16 protein-coding genes are annotated in these 17383 nt (G+C 39.4%); 3 read left to right on the plus strand and 13 right to left on the minus strand.

Going from position 1 to position 17383, the window contains the following annotated elements; translation table 11 throughout:
* Positions 1–300 precede the first annotated feature (300 nt).
* The 3 genes from KO561_RS15880 to KO561_RS15890 all read left to right on the plus strand — a co-directional run bounded on the left by KO561_RS15880 (position 301) and on the right by KO561_RS15890 (position 3387).
* Entirely contained in the window at positions 301–1134 is an 834-nt protein-coding gene (locus KO561_RS15880) for a carbohydrate ABC transporter permease (protein ID WP_231094245.1), read from the plus strand.
* A 17-nt stretch (positions 1135–1151) separates the two neighbouring features.
* Positions 1152–2921: a glycoside hydrolase family 2 protein gene (locus KO561_RS15885; protein ID WP_231094246.1), complete on the plus strand. Its 1770-nt coding sequence runs from the start codon at positions 1152–1154 to the stop codon at positions 2919–2921.
* Between the two features lie 172 nt (positions 2922–3093).
* Positions 3094–3387: a spore morphogenesis/germination protein YwcE gene (locus KO561_RS15890; RefSeq protein WP_231094247.1), complete on the plus strand. Its 294-nt coding sequence runs from the start codon at positions 3094–3096 to the stop codon at positions 3385–3387.
* A 109-nt stretch (positions 3388–3496) separates the two neighbouring features.
* On the opposite strand, the gene KO561_RS15895 is transcribed toward KO561_RS15890, so the two are convergent.
* The 13 genes from KO561_RS15895 to KO561_RS15955 all read right to left on the minus strand — a co-directional run bounded on the left by KO561_RS15895 (position 3497) and on the right by KO561_RS15955 (position 17373).
* Positions 3497–4147 carry a hypothetical protein gene (locus KO561_RS15895; protein WP_231094248.1) on the minus strand — a complete coding sequence of 217 codons (651 nt, stop codon included), beginning with the start codon at positions 4145–4147 and terminating at the stop codon, positions 3497–3499.
* Between the two features lie 12 nt (positions 4148–4159).
* Positions 4160–5434, minus strand: a complete 1275-nt coding sequence (locus tag KO561_RS15900; RefSeq protein ID WP_231094249.1) for a hypothetical protein — start codon at positions 5432–5434, stop codon at positions 4160–4162.
* A 117-nt stretch (positions 5435–5551) separates the two neighbouring features.
* Positions 5552–6913: a GntP family permease gene (locus KO561_RS15905; RefSeq protein ID WP_231094250.1), complete on the minus strand. Its 1362-nt coding sequence runs from the start codon at positions 6911–6913 to the stop codon at positions 5552–5554.
* A gap of 4 nt (positions 6914–6917) precedes the next feature.
* The gene (locus tag KO561_RS15910; RefSeq protein ID WP_231094251.1) at positions 6918–8045 is read right to left on the minus strand and encodes a glycerate kinase; all 1128 of its coding nucleotides are present in this window, start codon (positions 8043–8045) and stop codon (positions 6918–6920) included.
* Between the two features lie 104 nt (positions 8046–8149).
* Complete coding sequence (locus KO561_RS15915) at positions 8150–9247, minus strand: CdaR family transcriptional regulator (RefSeq protein ID WP_231094252.1); 1098 nt, start codon at positions 9245–9247, stop codon at positions 8150–8152.
* Between the two features lie 12 nt (positions 9248–9259).
* Positions 9260–9901: a M50 family metallopeptidase gene (locus KO561_RS15920; RefSeq protein ID WP_231094253.1), complete on the minus strand. Its 642-nt coding sequence runs from the start codon at positions 9899–9901 to the stop codon at positions 9260–9262.
* A gap of 237 nt (positions 9902–10138) precedes the next feature.
* On the minus strand, positions 10139–11440 hold the full coding sequence (melA, locus tag KO561_RS15925; RefSeq protein ID WP_231094254.1) for an alpha-glucosidase/alpha-galactosidase: 1302 nt from the start codon (positions 11438–11440) through the stop codon (positions 10139–10141).
* Positions 11441–11461: 21 nt separating this feature from the next.
* Positions 11462–12292, minus strand: a complete 831-nt coding sequence (locus tag KO561_RS15930; protein WP_231094255.1) for a carbohydrate ABC transporter permease — start codon at positions 12290–12292, stop codon at positions 11462–11464.
* Positions 12292–13188 carry a carbohydrate ABC transporter permease gene (locus KO561_RS15935; RefSeq protein WP_231094256.1) on the minus strand — a complete coding sequence of 299 codons (897 nt, stop codon included), beginning with the start codon at positions 13186–13188 and terminating at the stop codon, positions 12292–12294. The genes KO561_RS15930 and KO561_RS15935 overlap by 1 nt, the downstream gene beginning before the upstream one ends.
* Positions 13189–13249: 61 nt before the next feature.
* Entirely contained in the window at positions 13250–14506 is a 1257-nt protein-coding gene (locus KO561_RS15940; RefSeq protein WP_231094257.1) for an ABC transporter substrate-binding protein, read from the minus strand.
* Positions 14507–14775: 269 nt separating this feature from the next.
* The gene (locus tag KO561_RS15945; RefSeq protein WP_231094258.1) at positions 14776–15795 is read right to left on the minus strand and encodes a LacI family DNA-binding transcriptional regulator; all 1020 of its coding nucleotides are present in this window, start codon (positions 15793–15795) and stop codon (positions 14776–14778) included.
* A 184-nt stretch (positions 15796–15979) separates the two neighbouring features.
* A complete protein-coding gene (locus KO561_RS15950; RefSeq protein WP_231094259.1) occupies positions 15980–16966 on the minus strand; it encodes a LacI family DNA-binding transcriptional regulator in 987 nt (328 codons plus the stop codon).
* A gap of 107 nt (positions 16967–17073) precedes the next feature.
* Positions 17074–17373 (minus strand): hypothetical protein, encoded by a 300-nt coding sequence (locus KO561_RS15955; RefSeq protein ID WP_331000865.1) that lies wholly within the window; start codon positions 17371–17373, stop codon positions 17074–17076.
* Positions 17374–17383: the final 10 nt, after the last annotated feature.

Below are 17383 nucleotides of genomic sequence, written 5' to 3' on the forward strand. Positions count from 1 at the left end.
AGCAACCTCGTGTATCAGTACTATCCTTGGTTCGAAAGCCGCCCTAGAGCTACTAACATCTAGGTTCGAATACCAAGGTGCACAGCCTGCGAGTAGGAAGTTCCGCACGTACACTGGGAAACAGTCTTGAAGTGTGGTCGAGCCACAGGAGGAGAAAGAATTGTCCCAAATGATCCTAAAACCATTATCTAGAAATATCTCAGGGTGTCCAAGACTTTTTGACATAGAAAGCAGGGAAATTGTAAAGATTGAAGGCTCTTAATAGAGGGCCTAAACATAATATACGAGGAGGTAAATAAGATGAAAAGCCCTGGCAAAAAAACATTACTAATCTTATTAGCAACCGTTATGGCTATTTTGTTCCTTATTCCGATCGTTTGGATGATCTCCACCTCCTTCAAAAGTGACTTTGAAGCAATAGCTGGTGGGTTGAATTGGATCCCTAAACAATTCACCTGGGAGAATTACACGTACACCTTATTCTCCGATATGATTACGGTACCTATTTTTAAGTGGATGTTTAACTCCATTTTTGTAGGAATCGCTGGTACTGCGATTATCGTTGCCGTGGATGCAATGGCCGCATATGGTCTGGCAAGATTAGATGTGCCATTTAAGAAATTCCTATTTCCTTTATTCATCAGTACATTAATGATCCCTTTTGTCATTACATTTTTACCGATGTACATGCAATTTAGCCAATTAGGCCTCTTAAACACGTATGCAGCATTAATTTTCCCTTATACGGCCAATGCATTTGGAGTGTTCCTACTGTACCAATTTTTCAGAGGGTTCCCGAAAGAATTGGAAGAAGCAGCTGTCCTAGATGGTGCAAACAAATGGAAGATTTTCACTAGAGTCGTTCTTCCGTCAGCCCGACCTATCATGTGGACATTAGCGATCTTTTCCTTTATGCAAATCTACAACGATTTCCTGTGGCCACTAGTCGCAACAAATACACCAGAGATGCGGACGATTACAACAGGAATTGCCATTATGCAACAAGGAAGCTTTGTTTCCTCCTTCGGAAAACTGATGGCCCTAACAACGATTGCTACTGTACCAATCTTGATTCTATTTTTAATTGGACAAAAACAACTCATAAAAGGAATTACGCAAACTGGGATTAAATAACAGCGGAGGTATGACAAATGGCAAACTTACAAAACGAATATCCTAGACCCCAATTCAAACGAAGCGAATGGGTAAATTTAAACGGAGATTGGAATTTCGCTATTGATGATGAAAATAAGGGGTTAACAGAAAAATGGTATCAATCCTTCCCTACAGGAAAGAAAATCATCGTACCCTTTGCCTACCAAACAGAAAAAAGCAGCATTGGAGATCCGAGCTTTCATGATGTGGTTTGGTACCAACGACACTTCACCATTCCGAAAGAATGGGAAGGAAAACAACAGCTTCTTCATTTTGGGGCTGTTGACTATCGAGCTTGGGTCTATGTAAATGGAGAACTACTCACCTTTCATGAGGGGGGGCATACGCCCTTTTCAGTAAATATGACTAATGCCCTTAAAGATGGAGAAAACTCCATAGTGGTTCGTGTCGAAGACCCCTCAGAGGATGTCACCATCCCGAGAGGAAAACAATATTGGCACGAAAAGCCTGAATCGATATTTTACACGAGGACAACAGGAATCTGGCAAACCGTATGGATGGAACCCGTTGAACCTAGCAGAATAGATTCTATCCGATGGACACCTGACATTGATCGCGGTGACATCGATTTAGAAACGGAAATTATAAATAACACAGGTGCAGACTTGCAATTGCAAGTAGATATTTATTTCCGCGGAGAAAAGATCGTTTCGGAGAGGATCTCAACCATAAACGCTTATATAAAAAGAAGCTTCCACATAAGAAATAGGTGCACAGACCGGAGTAATATTCACGGTCCTGGTTGGTATTGGTCCCCTGAACATCCTAACCTGTTTGATGTTCATCTCTCTTTATTAGATGGAGACAAAAATTTAGACCGTATTGAAAGTTATTTTGGTATGCGAAAAGTTTCTATAGAAGATGGGAAATTTATGCTTAATAATAAGCCTTACTACCAAAAGCTTGTCTTAGATCAAGGGTATTTCCCAGAAAGCTTATTAACGGCTCCATCAGATGAAGCACTCAAGAAGGATATTATTCTATCCAAAGAAATGGGCTTCAATGGAGCTCGAAAGCATCAAAAAATAGAGGATCCGCGCTATCTCTATTGGGCTGATAAACTTGGTTTCCTCGTTTGGGGAGAAATGGCCAACTGCTCAGAATATAGTGAAAAGGCTGTTCAGCGGATAAATGCAGAATGGATAGAAGCTATAAATAGAGATTATAACCACCCAAGCATAGTTGCCTGGGTTCCATTAAATGAAAGCTGGGGTATATCAAGAGTAGCTCACGAGACGCAACAACAAGATCACTCATTGGGGATGTATTATCTAACAAAGTCCCTCGACCAAACACGGCCCGTTCTGTCCAACGACGGATGGGAACATACCATATCGGACATTTGCGGGATTCATAATTACCGTTCCGCTGAGGAGCTGAAGGAACTTTATCAAACTGTCGATTCTGCAGTTGAATCGACCCCATCTGATCGTAGAATTTACGCAAAAGGATACAGGTACAATGGTGTCCCAATTATGCTTACAGAATATGGCGGTATCGCCTATAAAGTAGATGATTCAGATGGCTGGGGATATTCAGCTGTAACATCAAGTGAAGAGCTCCTAGCTGAATACAAAGCTTATACAAACGCTCTGTTTGCATCACCCATTATTAGTGGTTTTTGCTACACACAATTAACCGATGTGGAACAAGAAATCAATGGTCTGTTAACGTATGACCGAAAACCAAAATGTGATTTATCCGAAATTAAAAAAGTGAATGATCAAAGAAAAATGAAATGGTGAGACTATTGTGAATAGGGTAGTCTCGCCTATTCACGTTTTTGAACTTTCCTGCATAACATGTAAGTGAAAACTTTTTTAAAAAAGTTGTTACAATTTTGTGAACGGTATGTTATGATACATGTAAGCCCTTACATAAAGAAAGAGTAAAGTCATCTTGTAGAGGAGAATGGACATGGTTTTAATGGTATTTTTACTAGCCTATTTAATTCTTTTTAGCATTACACCTGTTTTCTTATGGCTGCGTAACAAACGAACAATGGCTTTAATACAGATTCCTTTCATGATTGGAGCTTGGCTAGCTTTTATGAAAGCGTCAACCAATGGAATAGGTCCAAATGAAACGTATCTTTGGATTTTGTTCTATGGTCATCTCGTAGTCGGCCACATTTCTACTGTTATGTTGCTTGTAGGAAGCAAATTGTTAAAAGGGAAAGTAGGAACAGTGTCCCGCTCTGCAGAAGCTTAACTCTTAATGGACTGTAAGTGCTGCAGTAACCCTGTGTTATGGTTGTGTATCCCCAAACTATAAATATGTACACTTTGCTGGCGAATCCTCGCCAGCACTTTTTTTGTTCTCACTTCAAGGTTTCGATAAATGTATATAATCCTTCGTATAAAGAAAAAGCGTTGGGTTTTACAGCTTGATTCTTGGAATCTAACAGTCTCCAGTTCATTTCGATTTGAATACCAAAAACCCCTGTTTCTCGGTGAACGGTTGAAGATACTGTATGTGGGAAAGCTGCTGAAAAGACATGATCCACTTTTACATGGCTCACCTGATGAGACGCCAAGATTTCGTTCAGCCTCTGGATCTTCTCCTCTTCCCCGTTGATGTTCTTTCCTTTGCCCGTTCCAATATCTACGAAATGGGACCTTCGATCAGACATAATATGAAGGTCTAACACATACTGAATGTTGTGTTCTTTTACCAAGTTAACCATCTCGTCTTTATAGGCATGAGCTTCATCGTAATTCGCATCGTCTTTCTGATTCCTCGTTTTGTACATGCAAAAGCAATCTGTATCTTCCTTTAGAAGCATGACAAAAGGGCCAGTCAGATACTCTCCCACTTTCTCCTGGTTATTTCTCCACTGCTCCACACTATGCGGAGCAGATAAGAGAATAGGATAGCTTCCTTTTTCTATATGGAACCCTCTATCATCGGAGAAATCTTCTGAAATAAATTGTTGTTCTAGCTTTTCCATTCGTTCTTTTGAATAGGGCATATACATTCCTCTTTAAGAATTTGAGATTTGATTTCGAACTTGGGAAAACGTTACAAATATCGATATCGGGATGAGCAAAACACATAAACCAAATCGCGTTACGATGGAAAATTCATTTAAAGCGAATGCAGCTAAAATGGTTGCTAACACCGGAATGAATTGAATGTTATAGTTTTTCCGGAACAGATACCAAACGTCTCGTTTCACTTCTACAACGTGATGAATATCTGGAATTCCTAGCTCACTTCGTAAATGTACTGGAATTCCAATTACTAGATTGACTGCTCCTTCAGATGTAATGATATTTGTTTCCTTCAGAAGTTCCTTAGACTCTAACGCTAATACCCGTGCTTTAATAGCTTTTCCATTTGCTTCAATCACAATATTATCTGTTTCTTCGATTCCTAGTAGGTTCATGGCGCTCGGAGTTAAACGAACCGCATTACTAGCTTCATCCGAAGAATACGGTCGAATGACTTTAAAGCTTGTACTCGTTTGCCCGATAACCGTTTCCAAGCATTTTGCGATGAACCTTCTCCAGATGCTCGGCTTTTTCGTAACGGTATCATAATCAGGATATAAACCAATGGATGGAAAGCCTACTTGCTTTAACATCCGGTTCATTTGTACCTTTTCCGTGTAGTTCAGCGAATTAACTTCCTTTTCCCCAATATAGTTTTCTTTGAAAAACTGTTCTTGCTCTTCGTTCCAAACACCTTTCGCTAAAAAGGCATCAAAATAATACCGATTAATCATATCAGGCGGATTTTCTAGCTGAAGGAATTCTCTTTGTTTATAGTTTAGTTTAATCGTATCGTTCTCGATACTCGGATTGACCACGAACTTTCCCGTTGGAATTGGCATAACATCCCCTGTAATGTGATTAACTAGAACGTGCTGTTCTACTTTTTGATTCAATTGTTGGAATATATCTTTAGACACTTCCACATTGTGATACTTAATTTGTTGGACCGTTTGTTTCCTAACCTTCGTAAAAAGAAAGCTTTTAATCTTAGAAACTTCGAGTTCTTCTCCTGCTTCAGCCTGGAATAGGTTGAAAGAAGAACGTGTTATCGCAAGTTCACTTTCTGATATACGGCCGTTCATCATAATCGTACACGTCCGACTTTTTCCACTTGCCTTGTGGGTGATGGTCACTCGTTCATTCTCCATTAGCCCCTGTTGCAGAGCTGTATGAGGATGTATATCAATTCGGTTATGTGGTGCAATTCTAGCTGAACTTCTAGTCGAAATTGTTAGTTTGATTGTTTCTGTAAATTTTGCCATTGTCGTCTCCGTTTGTAAGTTGTTCATTTGTCTCTATTTTACCTTAGGGCATGCAGATGGAACAGAATAAACTAGTGAAAAAAAAGAGGGTGGTAGCGAACTACCACCCTCTTCCCACTATACAAATATCAACCACAACACAAACGTAACAAGTATCGCCACAATCCCTTGCAGAAGAGTAGCCGCCGTCTGTGCCTTATAAGCTTGCGTTACCGACATCCCACTAAACTCTTTCACAACCCAGAAGTAACTATCATTCACGTGAGATACAACCATCGCTCCAGCTCCCACTGACATAACTACTAGCGCTAATGGAACAGCGCCTTCAATTCCTACTTCAACTAACAATGGAGCAATCAAAGTAGACGTGATGACTAACGCTGCAGTAGAAGAACCTTGTGCGGTTTTCAACGCTGCGGCAATTAAAAATGGAATAAAGACGAATAATGCTCCACCTACAATTCCACTATCCGCAAAACCTTGAATAAATTCTGCAACAGGTGTTGCTTTAATAACGGAACCAAAGGCACCACCGGCACCTGTAATCAAAAGAATGGGTGCAGACTCTTTAATCCCTATTCCAACCCAATCTGTTAGCGTTTCTTCCGAGAAGTTTGGAAGCAACAAGAAAGCGAATAATATACCTACTAATAGTGCGACAACTGGAGCACCTAAGAATAAGAAAATTTCTGCTATAGTTCCAGTCCAGCCTGCAAAGGAAATTACGGAGCTAATTCCGATGAGTACAATTGGTACTAAGATTGGTGCAAACGATTTAAAGGTAGAAGGCATTTCACCAAATTCTTTAATGATCGCATCGTAATCATAGTTTGCTGTATCTTGATCTTCGCCCTCTACTTTAATTTTTGTACCTACTTTCATCGCCCAAATATAACCGGCAATGATAACTGGGATCGCTACAATAAAGCCAAACAAAATCACCGTTCCTAAATAGTTCTCGGCACCGATGTTCCCAGCTGCAGCGATAGGGCCAGGAGTCGGTGGTACTAATGTATGTGTCGCGAACAAGCCAGTAGATAAAGCAATCGCCATCGATGCCACAGCTACTTTCGCTCGCTTTGCTAGCGCTTTCTTTAAAGAAGATAAAATGACATATCCAGAGTCACAAAACACCGGGATACTTACAATTCCTCCAATAAGACTCATTGCTAATTGCGGACGTTTTTCTCCAACGATACGAAGCACGACTTCTGCCATTCTAAGTGCAGCACCCGACTTTTCTAGGATAACACCAATAATCGTACCGAAAATAATAACGAGACCAATGCCTCCCATTAATCCCCCAAATCCATTGTTTACGGCTGCCACAACATCCGCTAACGGTAGACCTGCAATAATACCAATACCAAACGCTGCGAATAATAAGGATAAAAACGGATGAAGTCTTAACTTGGCTGTTGCAAAAATTACAAATAAAACCCCTAAAGTAATAACAATTATAAGTCCGAAACCTTCCATTCTCTCACCCCTTCATATTTTTAAAAAAATGGATGACACGCCTTGTCTGTGAAAGCAACAATTCATCAGCCTGAGCCATACAGTCCTCTAGGTTCATCGGGCGATCTGTTATCGCGAAACTGCCTATGAATAAATCATGTAATGTCTCAGATCCCTTTCCTAAACTGCCGGATAGAAGGATAGTTGGCACATGATGCTTTTTAGCAAGCTGCGCCACATAGCTAGGTGCTTTTCCATATAATGTTTGCTCATCACTTTGACCTTCCCCTGTAATAACTAGGTCTGCGTCAGCAATCTCTTTCTCTAAACCGATTGCACCTGCAATCAGTTTTGCACCTGAATCCAGTAATGCACCTAATGATAAAAAGGCAAATCCTAATCCTCCAGCTGCACCTGAGCCTGGATGTACTTGAAAGGATGTATCTAGCTGCTCTTCTACTAAACTTGCAAAACGCCCTAATGCTTCATCTAATTGAGTAATTTGGGCTGCAGTCGCTCCCTTTTGTGGCCCATAAACAGCTGTAGCACCGTTTTTCCCACAAAGTGGATTATCCACGTCACAAGCAATTTGAAAACTTGCATCTTGGAGTCTACCATCCAGATGTTCAAAGGAAACTTTATCTATGTCGTATAGATCCTTTCCAAATATACCGCTTTCTTTCCCTTTTTTATCCCATCCCTTCATACCTAATGCTTGAAGCATACCTAAACCACCGTCATTCGTTGCACTACCTCCCAAACCGATTACAAAAGAGGAACAGCCTTTATCAAGAGCATTTTTAATGACTTCCCCAATACCATAAGAGGTTGTCACTTCCGGATTTCGCTCATCAGGGGGCACTTGAACTAAGCCTGCAATATTCGCACATTCGATAACGGCAGTATGGTTTTGAACAATGGCATAGTGGGTATCCACATCATCCCCTAGCGGCCCTTTACAACGAAGGAAAACTTTTTCCCCTTCTGCTGCGGTTAATAAGGCTTCTAGTGTACCTTCCCCTCCATCCGCCATAGGCATAATCTTTGTTTGTACAGCAGGGTCAACCTCCCATATTCCCCTTTGAATCGATTTTGCCGCTTCTACTGCTGTTAAACTTCCCTTAAATGAATCAGGTGCAATGACGATTTTCATGGTAAACTCCTTTATTCTTGTTAGTTACTCTCATTAAACCGAAAAATGTATCCGCTTACAATTATACGAATGCCTAAAATAGTACTCGTCTATTCGTGGACTTTTTAGGCAAATGCACAAACATATTTCAAGTGGTAATGTAATAGGTGCAGCAGAAAAGCATCTTGAAATTTCCGTGGATCAAGACCAACTTTTTCTTTAATTTGATCTAAACGATAGAATAATGTATTTCGATGGATGTGCAGCTTTTCAGCTGTTTCTTTCACTTTAAAGTCATTAGACAGAAATAGCTCTATGGTTCGCAAATACTCTGGGTCTAATTCTTTCATCTTTTTTTCATAATCCATACAAATAGATTGATAGGTATCCTTCGATAAGGAATCGATAATCCGTTCCACTTTCCATTCCTGAATATTAGTAAGAGATTTATCATCCGGTTTCGCAAAATAAAGGGCCTGTTTCGCTTGAAAGTAGGAATTTCTAATACCAGATATTCCGTATCCTGCATCGCCTATCCCTATCCGAATGTTATTCCATTTCCCTATAATTTTCTCAAAGAAAGGATTAAGGTGCTGTTGTTGATGGACACAACAAATCAATTCCTCGCCGTTCAATGGAAGAAATAACTGAGGAGTGATTCCATACCTTTTAAAATACATATTGATTTTTTCCTGTACCTCTTCCCCAACATTTCCTGTGAACACAATAACCTTCCACCAGTCTTCTAGATCAACCTTTAATGTATATTTCGCTTCCTTCTCTAAGCTTTCTTCGTCCATTCCAAGTGGATGGAATAACTGTTGGAGCCAATTAGCCCATTGCCTTTCCAAATAAAAGCTTTGCTTTTGTTCATAAATCTGCTCAATTGCGATTTCCACAGACGCTCGGGTTATACCAGCTAACTTTTCTACATGGTCCGGATCTCCCGTCACTCCAACGACACCGATTATCTCTCCCTGATGTAAGATAGGAAGGTTTGCACCTGGTTTGGTACCAGAAAAATGACTCACATCTTCCTCTGTCAAAATTACAGCTTGATTCGTATCTAAAACACGTACGGCCCCTGAATGGACTTGATCTATCCGGGTTGGGTCTGAACTAGCGACAATTTTTCCTGACTTGTCCATAAGATTCATCGGTACATCCAAATACGGATGTAGACGTTGTACAATTTCTGAACCAAGTTCTTTCGTGAGTTTCACTTTTTCTCCCCCTTATACGTACCTCGTGACAATCTCTACTCCAATATACAGTGCTTGCACAAAAAACAATAGCCCCCAAAACACGGCTGGGATCCAAGTGGTCTTCTGCAAGATTGCCGCATCCCCCGCTTCTTTCGGGCTCTTCATACTTATATACATAATATGGGCCGCACTTAAAATCGATTCTAGCAAAATGATAGAGGACAGGATCATACTGCCATGGAAAATCACTTGCTCCAATTGGTAGTGAAACAGCATGTAAAGCAATGCAGCAAAACTAGCCGACCAAAGAATGCCATACAAGTTTCGAGTCCACAGGATGGTCGTGCCCACAACTAAACAAAGGAAAAAGATCATAACAAGCTGATGTTTTCCTTGATCGATAAAATAAAATAGACCAAACGCTACGACTGACGAACCGGTATATCCTGCATACGTTGATAGAATTCGACTCCATCGAGAAGAGGAACCAACCAGAGCTGATCCAGACGTATCAGGATGAAGCTTAATTGAATGTCCCTTCCCTCCCGTGACCTTTGCAACAAAAATGTGAGAGAATTCATGAATAACTGTATTTAGTATGCGAAGATTTGTTCCGAGAAAAGGGGTTTTCATGAGGAAAAACGCGAGTAATAGATAGAGAATGAGTTCCATGTTGTCCTCCAGGGTTTTTAATAACAGAGTTTCCTTCTTATATGAAAGCTAATCAAGTGAACCAAAACAGATTCAACATCTTACTTTACCTATAATTAAATAACCCCCTTTTTCTGTCAAAGGGGGCTATCCATTGCTTTAATCTACCCATATTTTAATTTAACTTCAATAAGTACAAGCCTAAATAGTATTTTAGAATTTAAACCAACCCATGTTTGGGTTGGTTTAAAAGTTAGGTTAAAGATTTCTCCCTTTTTCAAATGGTGGAAGCAAGTCCTTATGAGCCTCAAGTAATTCATCTGTCATATCCCAGATCTCTGCTAAAGAAAGAACGGAACTCGTATGTGGATCCAACATGACCGCTTGATAAACATAATCTACATTGCCAGTTAATACGGCTTCCACTGTCAATTTTTGAACATTGATATTCGTTAGATTCATTGCCGCTAGCTGTGGTGGTAGATCCCCAATATGAGTAGGTTGTATGCCTCGTTTATTAACTAAACATGGAACTTCCACACACGCATCTGTTGGCAAATTTGTAATTAAATTGGAGTTGATGACATTCCCCCAAATCTCAATGGTGTTACCAGTTTCTACCGCATGAATGATTGGGGCACCGTATTCATGACTTGTTTCTGTTTCTATTTGTTCATTCCTTTCGATTTTTTCCTTAGATGCTTGGAAATGTTTTAAATTTTCTTCACTTCTACGAATATATTCATCAATTGGGATATCAAACTCCTTTATAAGACCGTCCCTTTTTATAAAATAAGGAGTGTATTCCGACATATGCTCGCTTGACTCCGTTATAAAGTAATTTAACCGTTTCATCATTTCAAAACGGACTTTATCCTTTTTATATATTTCCTCATCATCCATTGCCTCCCACAACAACGGGTAGAGGTCCTCACCATTTCTTTTTAATTCTAAAAACCACGCCATATGGTTAATTCCTGCTACTTTTATTTCAACTTCTTCTAAAGGAATATTTAAATAGGAAGCAATTTCTTCTGTCGTATTTTGAACACTATGACACAGCCCTACTGATTTTATCGATGTAGATTTTTGTATGGCATGCATAATCATCGCCATTGGATTGGTGTAGTTCAGTAACAAGGCATTCGGGCAGACCTCCTCCATGTCACGACATATCTCCAATACAACTGGAATTGTTCTTAAAGCGCGGAAGATTCCTCCTACACCTAATGTGTCAGCAATCGTTTGCTTTAATCCGTATTTTTTTGGTATCTCAAAGTCCGTTACCGTAGCTTCATGCATCCCGACCTGAATTAAATTAATCACATAATCAGAATCCTTCAATGCCTCTTTTCTATCTAGAGTGGCCTCTACTCTTGCACCTTCCCCACCCTGTTGGATGAGAGACTCTGTCATTTTCTGTGCAGTTGCTAGCCGTACTGGATCAATATCAGTCAATGAAAAAAATGTACTCTTTAATTCAGAGTAACTTAATATATCTGAAATTAATCGATTTGCAAATACAACACTACCTGCACCGATAATAGTTACTTTCGCCATAATACTAGTACCTCCTAATAATTATCCTTTAATGGAACCTGAAGATAGTCCTTTAATAAAATATTTTTGCAAGAATAGAAATAATAGGACCATTGGAAGCATCGCCACGATAGCAGCCGCTGCTACTAGATTTAGATTATTCGAGTTTTGTCCGAAGAAGCCCGATAATGCCACCGTTAAGGTCTGTACTTCTTCCGCCTGTAAGAAGAAAATCGCAAATTGGTAGTCATTCCAAATAAACACACAGGAAATGATTAGAATAGATGCCGTTACTGGCTTTAATAACGGAAACACCACTCTAAAAAATATCGCTAATGTCCCCGCACCATCAATTCTTGCCGCTTCCTCTAATTCTTTAGGAATGGTCGATCGAATAAATCCAGAGTATAAAAACACCGTCAGAGATATATAAGCCGCTACATTATTTAAAATAGCGATTTCATGTGTATTCATCATCCCAATATCCACTACTAGTTGGTAAAGAGGAACTAGTGCGGTTAAGGGAGGGATGACCATGATCGCAATAAACAACATGAAGATAAAACGATTAAGCTTTGTTTTTCTTCTTGCTAACGGATAGGCCGCCATAGATCCTATGAAAATAAGGAGTAAAGCTGAAACAAAGGTAATGATTGTTGTATTCCACAAAGCATTACCCAAGTCAGCCATGATCCACGCTTCTTGGAAGTTAGACCAGCTCCAGTTACTAGGAAAAATCCATTTTGAGCTAAAGTCACCTTTTGCTTTTAAGGAGGTGGTGATCAAGATGTAAAAAGGAATGAGATGGACAATGGATATGGCAGTCGCCAATCCGGTTAACAACCGTTTCTTTCGAATACTTTCATAAACCATTACGCTTCTACCTCCTTACGCTTGAAAAATACCAATGCTGTAATACTCAAAATTAAGATAATAATCGCCATTAATACCCCTTGAGTTGCCGCATAGCCCGCATCTTGTCGTGAGAAATATAAATCATACATGAAAGTGGACATAGATTGTGATGCATTTCCTGGTCCCCCACCTGTCAAGGCGATGACAATGTCAAAGAGCTTTAATCCTCCAATGATATTAATTACCATATTGATTGTAATAGATGGCATCAACAATGGTAGTGTAATGTTTTTAAATTGTTGCCATGGAGTAGATCCATCTATTTGAGCCGCTTCATAGAAATCTCGTGGTATGCTTTGTAGGCCCGCCAAATAAATAATCATCGCAATACCAACAAACTGATACGTGTTAACAAATACAATAATCCATATATTCATATCCGGATTTCCAAGCGAATTAATCTTATCTAATCCTAATAGCAAGAGGACATCATTTAACGCACCACCTTGATAGGCAAAGAAGAAATACCAAATGTACCCCATTATAAGCGGACTAATGATGACAGGTAGATAAACTACCGTCCTAGTAAAAGCCTTCATTTTGATACTCTGATTTAATAAGAGCGCATAAAGTAAGCCAACGATATTTTGAAACAGGGTGCTTCCTATTCCATAAATCAACGTATTTTTCACGACTAACCAAGTATCAGAATCTGCAAGCATTCGTTTGTACTGATCTAACCCAATATAATCGAAGGTTTGGGAAAAGCCATTCCAATTTGTAAAGGAGATAAATATCCCTTTCCCAAATGGGTAAAGAATAAAGATGCAAACTAGTAATACGGCTGGTGCGTACATCCACCATAAAGAAGAACGAAAAGACGATTGAAATTTTTTCCGTTTAAATGAATTCATATTTTACAACTCCTATAGCCGTAATGGAAAGGACTGGACGTGCAGCCCCTTCATTCATGGACTACTCTTGATTTCTTAAACGAGTGTATTCCTCACCCATTTTCTCTGAAACTTCTTCTGGTGTTAGCTTTCCAGATAACAGCTCCTGGCCAGTTGATCCCATAACATCCCACATACCGCTAGGAAGATAAATTCGATCAAAGTATGGTTGTACTTTAACGTCTGCATATTGCTCGTAATAATTGGCGTAGTAATTATCCGCATCAACATTCGTCAGCCCTGATGGTAAAGCAGTTCCCTCAGCAATTTTTTTTGCTATTTCTGGACGCGATATATATTCAATGAATTTTTTCGCTTCTTCTAAGTGTTCGGAATCCTTCCAAGCAGCCATCGTATGACGCTCCCCACCTATCCAGCTTTGGACACCTCCATCGTGAATGGCGGGCATTGGAATAACCCCTAATTGAATATCTGGGTTCAACTCTTTAATGGCTGGCCCTAGCATTCCTCCACCGATAATAAAGCCGATTTTACCCTGTGCCATTAATTGATTCATTTGGTGGTTTTGTGCGGTTAGGACATCGACATTTAACAGCTCATTATCCTGCATTTCTTTTAGCTTTTTTGGTAAAAAGGTATAGTTAGACCAATCAAAGCTTCCATTTAGTAACTCTTCCTCATAATTGTGTTCCTCATGGGTAACGAGAAGAGGTGTAGCAAATTGATCAAAATATTGTCCAAGAGCAGACTTATCTGAACCAGCAAACCAAAGCGGAGTTACATCTTCCCCACTTTTTTCCTTAATTGTTTCTAGAGCCGTCATAAACTCATCAAACGTTTGCGGTGGTTGGATTGAATACTCCTCCAATAAAGTCGCATTATAGGTAATTCCATCTTTTGCTTGATTAAGAGGAAATGCATAAACTTTTCCATCCTCATCCGTTAAAATGGGTTCCATTGCCGGATCCAAGTATTGGACCCAATCCATATCACTTAAATCCGCTACATATTCTCCATATCTATTTTTTGCCCATCCATGTGTATCGAATAAATCTGGCATATCGTTAGCCGCCATCTTGACACGCAACATTCCTTCATATTCTTCTGCCGGGAAATTCTCTTCTATGTTTATTTCTGGGTATTCCTTCTCAAAATTTCCAATAACCTCGGTAAGTGTCTCTTGGTCCTCCGTGTTGGTAACGGTAGAAAATAAAGTTAACGTGGTCTTCGCATCAGAAGTGGAATTGTTATTCGAACAGCCTACTAGTCCCGTGACAATAGAACAAAGTAAGAAACAAAAAACGAAGCTCTTTTTCATAATTGCCCCTCCATTGATTTGAAATAAGATAATCAAGCAACAAAAAAGAGGATTTTCTTGATAGGAAAAAGTAACTATTTTATAATATAGTCACTCCTTTGCGGAGATGGGGTTCACAAGTCCTAGATGCAGTGATGCCCGTCACTACAATCGTATCTAGGCTTGTTATCCTCTTTTTTTATCCTTCACTCGCTGCTTTTTTGCTTCGCTATATAAGCATCACCCCCTAAATGTAACCGTTATCATTTTTCTCGACAGAAAGCTTTCTTTTATATTTTTTCTTGAAGAATCCCACAGCTATCTCTAACCATCAATTCTGTAGGAATGGTAACCTTGTAAGGAATATTACGACCATCCATTCGATCTAATAGGAGCTTTACTGCAGTTCGTCCCATTAGCTCTGTATGTACTCTAATGGTGGTTAGTGAAGAGCTAGCGAATTGCGCCATTTCTATATCATCGAAGCTAACCAATGCTACATCCTCTGGAACTTTTAAACCGGATTCTTGTAAAGCTCGTAATGCCCCAACTGCCATAGGATCACTGGCTACCACAAAAGCTTCTGGTAGCTTTTTAGATGAGATAGCTTTTTTCATTAGTTGATAGCCATCTGTCATGGTATAATCCCCGATATATACATTAGACTTCTTAAATAGATTCTTTTCTCGCAAACGGCTCTCAAATGTAATTTGCCTGTCATCATTCAAACAATCTTGCACTGTGTTTGAATGCTCCATTTGTTTTCCACCAATAAAACCTAAATTTTTGTATCCATGGTTTAGTAAGTGGTCTATAACTAGAATAGTAGCCTTCTTAAAATCAACCACAACAGCATCATATAAAGAGTCGTCTGGCGAGTAGTCCACATATACAACTCTTTCGGGTGATATGCCCATCTTTTTTACAAGTGTTGGATTTACTCTTCCGATTACAATTAATCCGTCTAAGTCTTCCACTAGAGGAATCTTGCTGTAATCATGGAGTCGTAAAATGTTGGTCTGAGAAATCCCGTGTTTATTAGCCTCATTTTCTATCCCTTGCCTTATGGAGAGAAAATAAGGATCACTCAGTTCCTCTTCCACGGATTGGCATAAGAAAATACCTAGACTTAATCCTTTTCCTTTTTTCTTTCTAGATTGTTTCGTAATGTACTGTAATTCCTCCGCAACTTTCCATATCCTTTTTCTCGTATTTTCTTGAACTGATAACGTTTCGTCATTATTGAGTACCCTTGAAACCGTGGAGATTGACACGTCTGCCTTGTTTGCGATATCCCTAATTGTAGCCATTCTATTACTCCTTATGTTTAGTAAAATTTTTCTATATTTGTTAACTAGTACTCTGCATATTGGATGTTAACTTGGTTAGAATTAGATAAATATTTACTTCATGTTTACTGATTAAAAGTTATGATTATGACTACAAAATAAAAAAAGCAGTAAAAAAGTTTTCTCACTTTTTTACTGCTTTCCTTTACTTCGTCGATTCCCTTACAACCAACTCATGCTCTAGCATTCGACTTTCTACTTCTTTCCCTTGAATCCGATCAATCAACATGTTCACCGCGGTACACCCCATCGCGTACATCGGCTGGGATACGGTCGTCAAGGTTGGATACGTCATGTTAGAAAAACTGATTTTATCAAAGCCAATGATGGCGATATCTTCAGGTACCTTTAATCCTCTCGAATGAATTTCTTTCAATGCACCAATGGCTAACACATCCGACACAGCAAAAACTGCTGTTGGCTTATCTGGCAAATCCAATAAGTGCTTTATAGCTACCTGGCCATCCTCAAAGTCTACTTCTTCTGTGTGATAAATCCACTTTTCTTCAATCGCTAGACTATGTTCCTTTAACGCTCTTTCAAAGCCCTGCCTACGTTCTCTGGCGTATAAAAATTTTTCATCAGAGTTAATCAGTGCAATTCGTTCATGTCCAACTTCTATTAAATGTTTAACGGCATGATAGGCAGCTTCTTCATTATTAATGGTGACATAAGGAATGTGTCCATGCTCATCATACTCACTGCATTGAACAATCGGGTAAGTTTCAGCTAATTCAAACAATCGCTCCTTATTAACGGTTGGATCCATGGAAATAACACCATCTGCCATTCTGTTTTTCACTAAATTAAAGTAAATAGATTCTCGCTCTGGATTGGAGTCTGTATCACAAAGCAAGATGTTATAGTTAAGACTTATCGCGGTATCTTCAATTCCATTTATTATTTCGGCATAGAAAGGATTGGAAATACTCGGGATGAGAACAAGTAATAATCTACTTTCAGACGTACGCAGATTTCTTCCTAGTAGACTTGGCTCGTAATTAAGCTCCTTGATTGCTTGCTCGACTTTTTCCTTCGTCTTATCAGAAACAATAGCTTGTTTATTAAGAACGCGTGACACTGTGGCAACGGATACCCCAGCCTTTTTGGCAACCTCTTGAATGTTTGCCACGGAATCACCTCAAATCAGATGTAATCGTTTACATTATTATCTTATTATGAAATGAAAAATTTGTCAATTAGGCGAAGAGTAGTAAAGCCAGGAATCGTGTCCCTGGCTTATCTCTCGGAGCGTGCGGAAGAAAGAAGTAGAACAATCGCAGTAACAATGTGCATTACCATACCAACAAACGGAATCCAAGCAATGAGGGACGTGATAATACCTAGCACACTCCCAGATGTGGATCCACCATCCCGCTTCGTAAATACTAATGTAACGATATGAAAGATGAGCATAAATCCCAATGGAGTCCATAGGTTTCCTAATACTATAGAAGCACCTAAAAAGGGGACCCCAAGGATTGCTTCACAAATACCAGTTGCTAGTTTTAACAATCTAGAAATCGACAAAATTTTCACCACCGTTTTT

It is taken from the genome of Radiobacillus kanasensis (genome assembly GCF_021049245.1).
Classification (GTDB): Bacteria; Bacillota; Bacilli; order Bacillales; family Amphibacillaceae; genus Radiobacillus; species Radiobacillus kanasensis.

Bases quoted from the DNA above. Each gene is read 5' to 3' on its own strand.
- KO561_RS15920 (WP_231094253.1), bottom strand. From the start codon at position 9,901: ATGGAACTCATTCTCTATCTATTACTCGCGTTTTTCCTCATGAAAACC.
- melA (WP_231094254.1), bottom strand. From the start codon at position 11,440: ATGGCGAAAGTAACTATTATCGGTGCAGGTAGTGTTGTATTTGCAAAT.
- KO561_RS15935 (WP_231094256.1), bottom strand. From the start codon at position 13,188: ATGAATTCATTTAAACGGAAAAAATTTCAATCGTCTTTTCGTTCTTCT.
- KO561_RS15890 (WP_231094247.1), top strand. From the start codon at position 3,094: ATGGTTTTAATGGTATTTTTACTAGCCTATTTAATTCTTTTTAGCATT.
- KO561_RS15900 (WP_231094249.1), bottom strand. From the start codon at position 5,434: ATGGCAAAATTTACAGAAACAATCAAACTAACAATTTCGACTAGAAGT.
- KO561_RS15910 (WP_231094251.1), bottom strand. From the start codon at position 8,045: ATGAAAATCGTCATTGCACCTGATTCATTTAAGGGAAGTTTAACAGCA.
- KO561_RS15905 (WP_231094250.1), bottom strand. From the start codon at position 6,913: ATGGAAGGTTTCGGACTTATAATTGTTATTACTTTAGGGGTTTTATTT.
- KO561_RS15895 (WP_231094248.1), bottom strand. From the start codon at position 4,147: ATGCCCTATTCAAAAGAACGAATGGAAAAGCTAGAACAACAATTTATT.
- KO561_RS15945 (WP_231094258.1), bottom strand. From the start codon at position 15,795: ATGGCTACAATTAGGGATATCGCAAACAAGGCAGACGTGTCAATCTCC.
- KO561_RS15940 (WP_231094257.1), bottom strand. From the start codon at position 14,506: ATGAAAAAGAGCTTCGTTTTTTGTTTCTTACTTTGTTCTATTGTCACG.
- KO561_RS15880 (WP_231094245.1), top strand. From the start codon at position 301: ATGAAAAGCCCTGGCAAAAAAACATTACTAATCTTATTAGCAACCGTT.
- KO561_RS15885 (WP_231094246.1), top strand. From the start codon at position 1,152: ATGGCAAACTTACAAAACGAATATCCTAGACCCCAATTCAAACGAAGC.
- KO561_RS15930 (WP_231094255.1), bottom strand. From the start codon at position 12,292: ATGGTTTATGAAAGTATTCGAAAGAAACGGTTGTTAACCGGATTGGCG.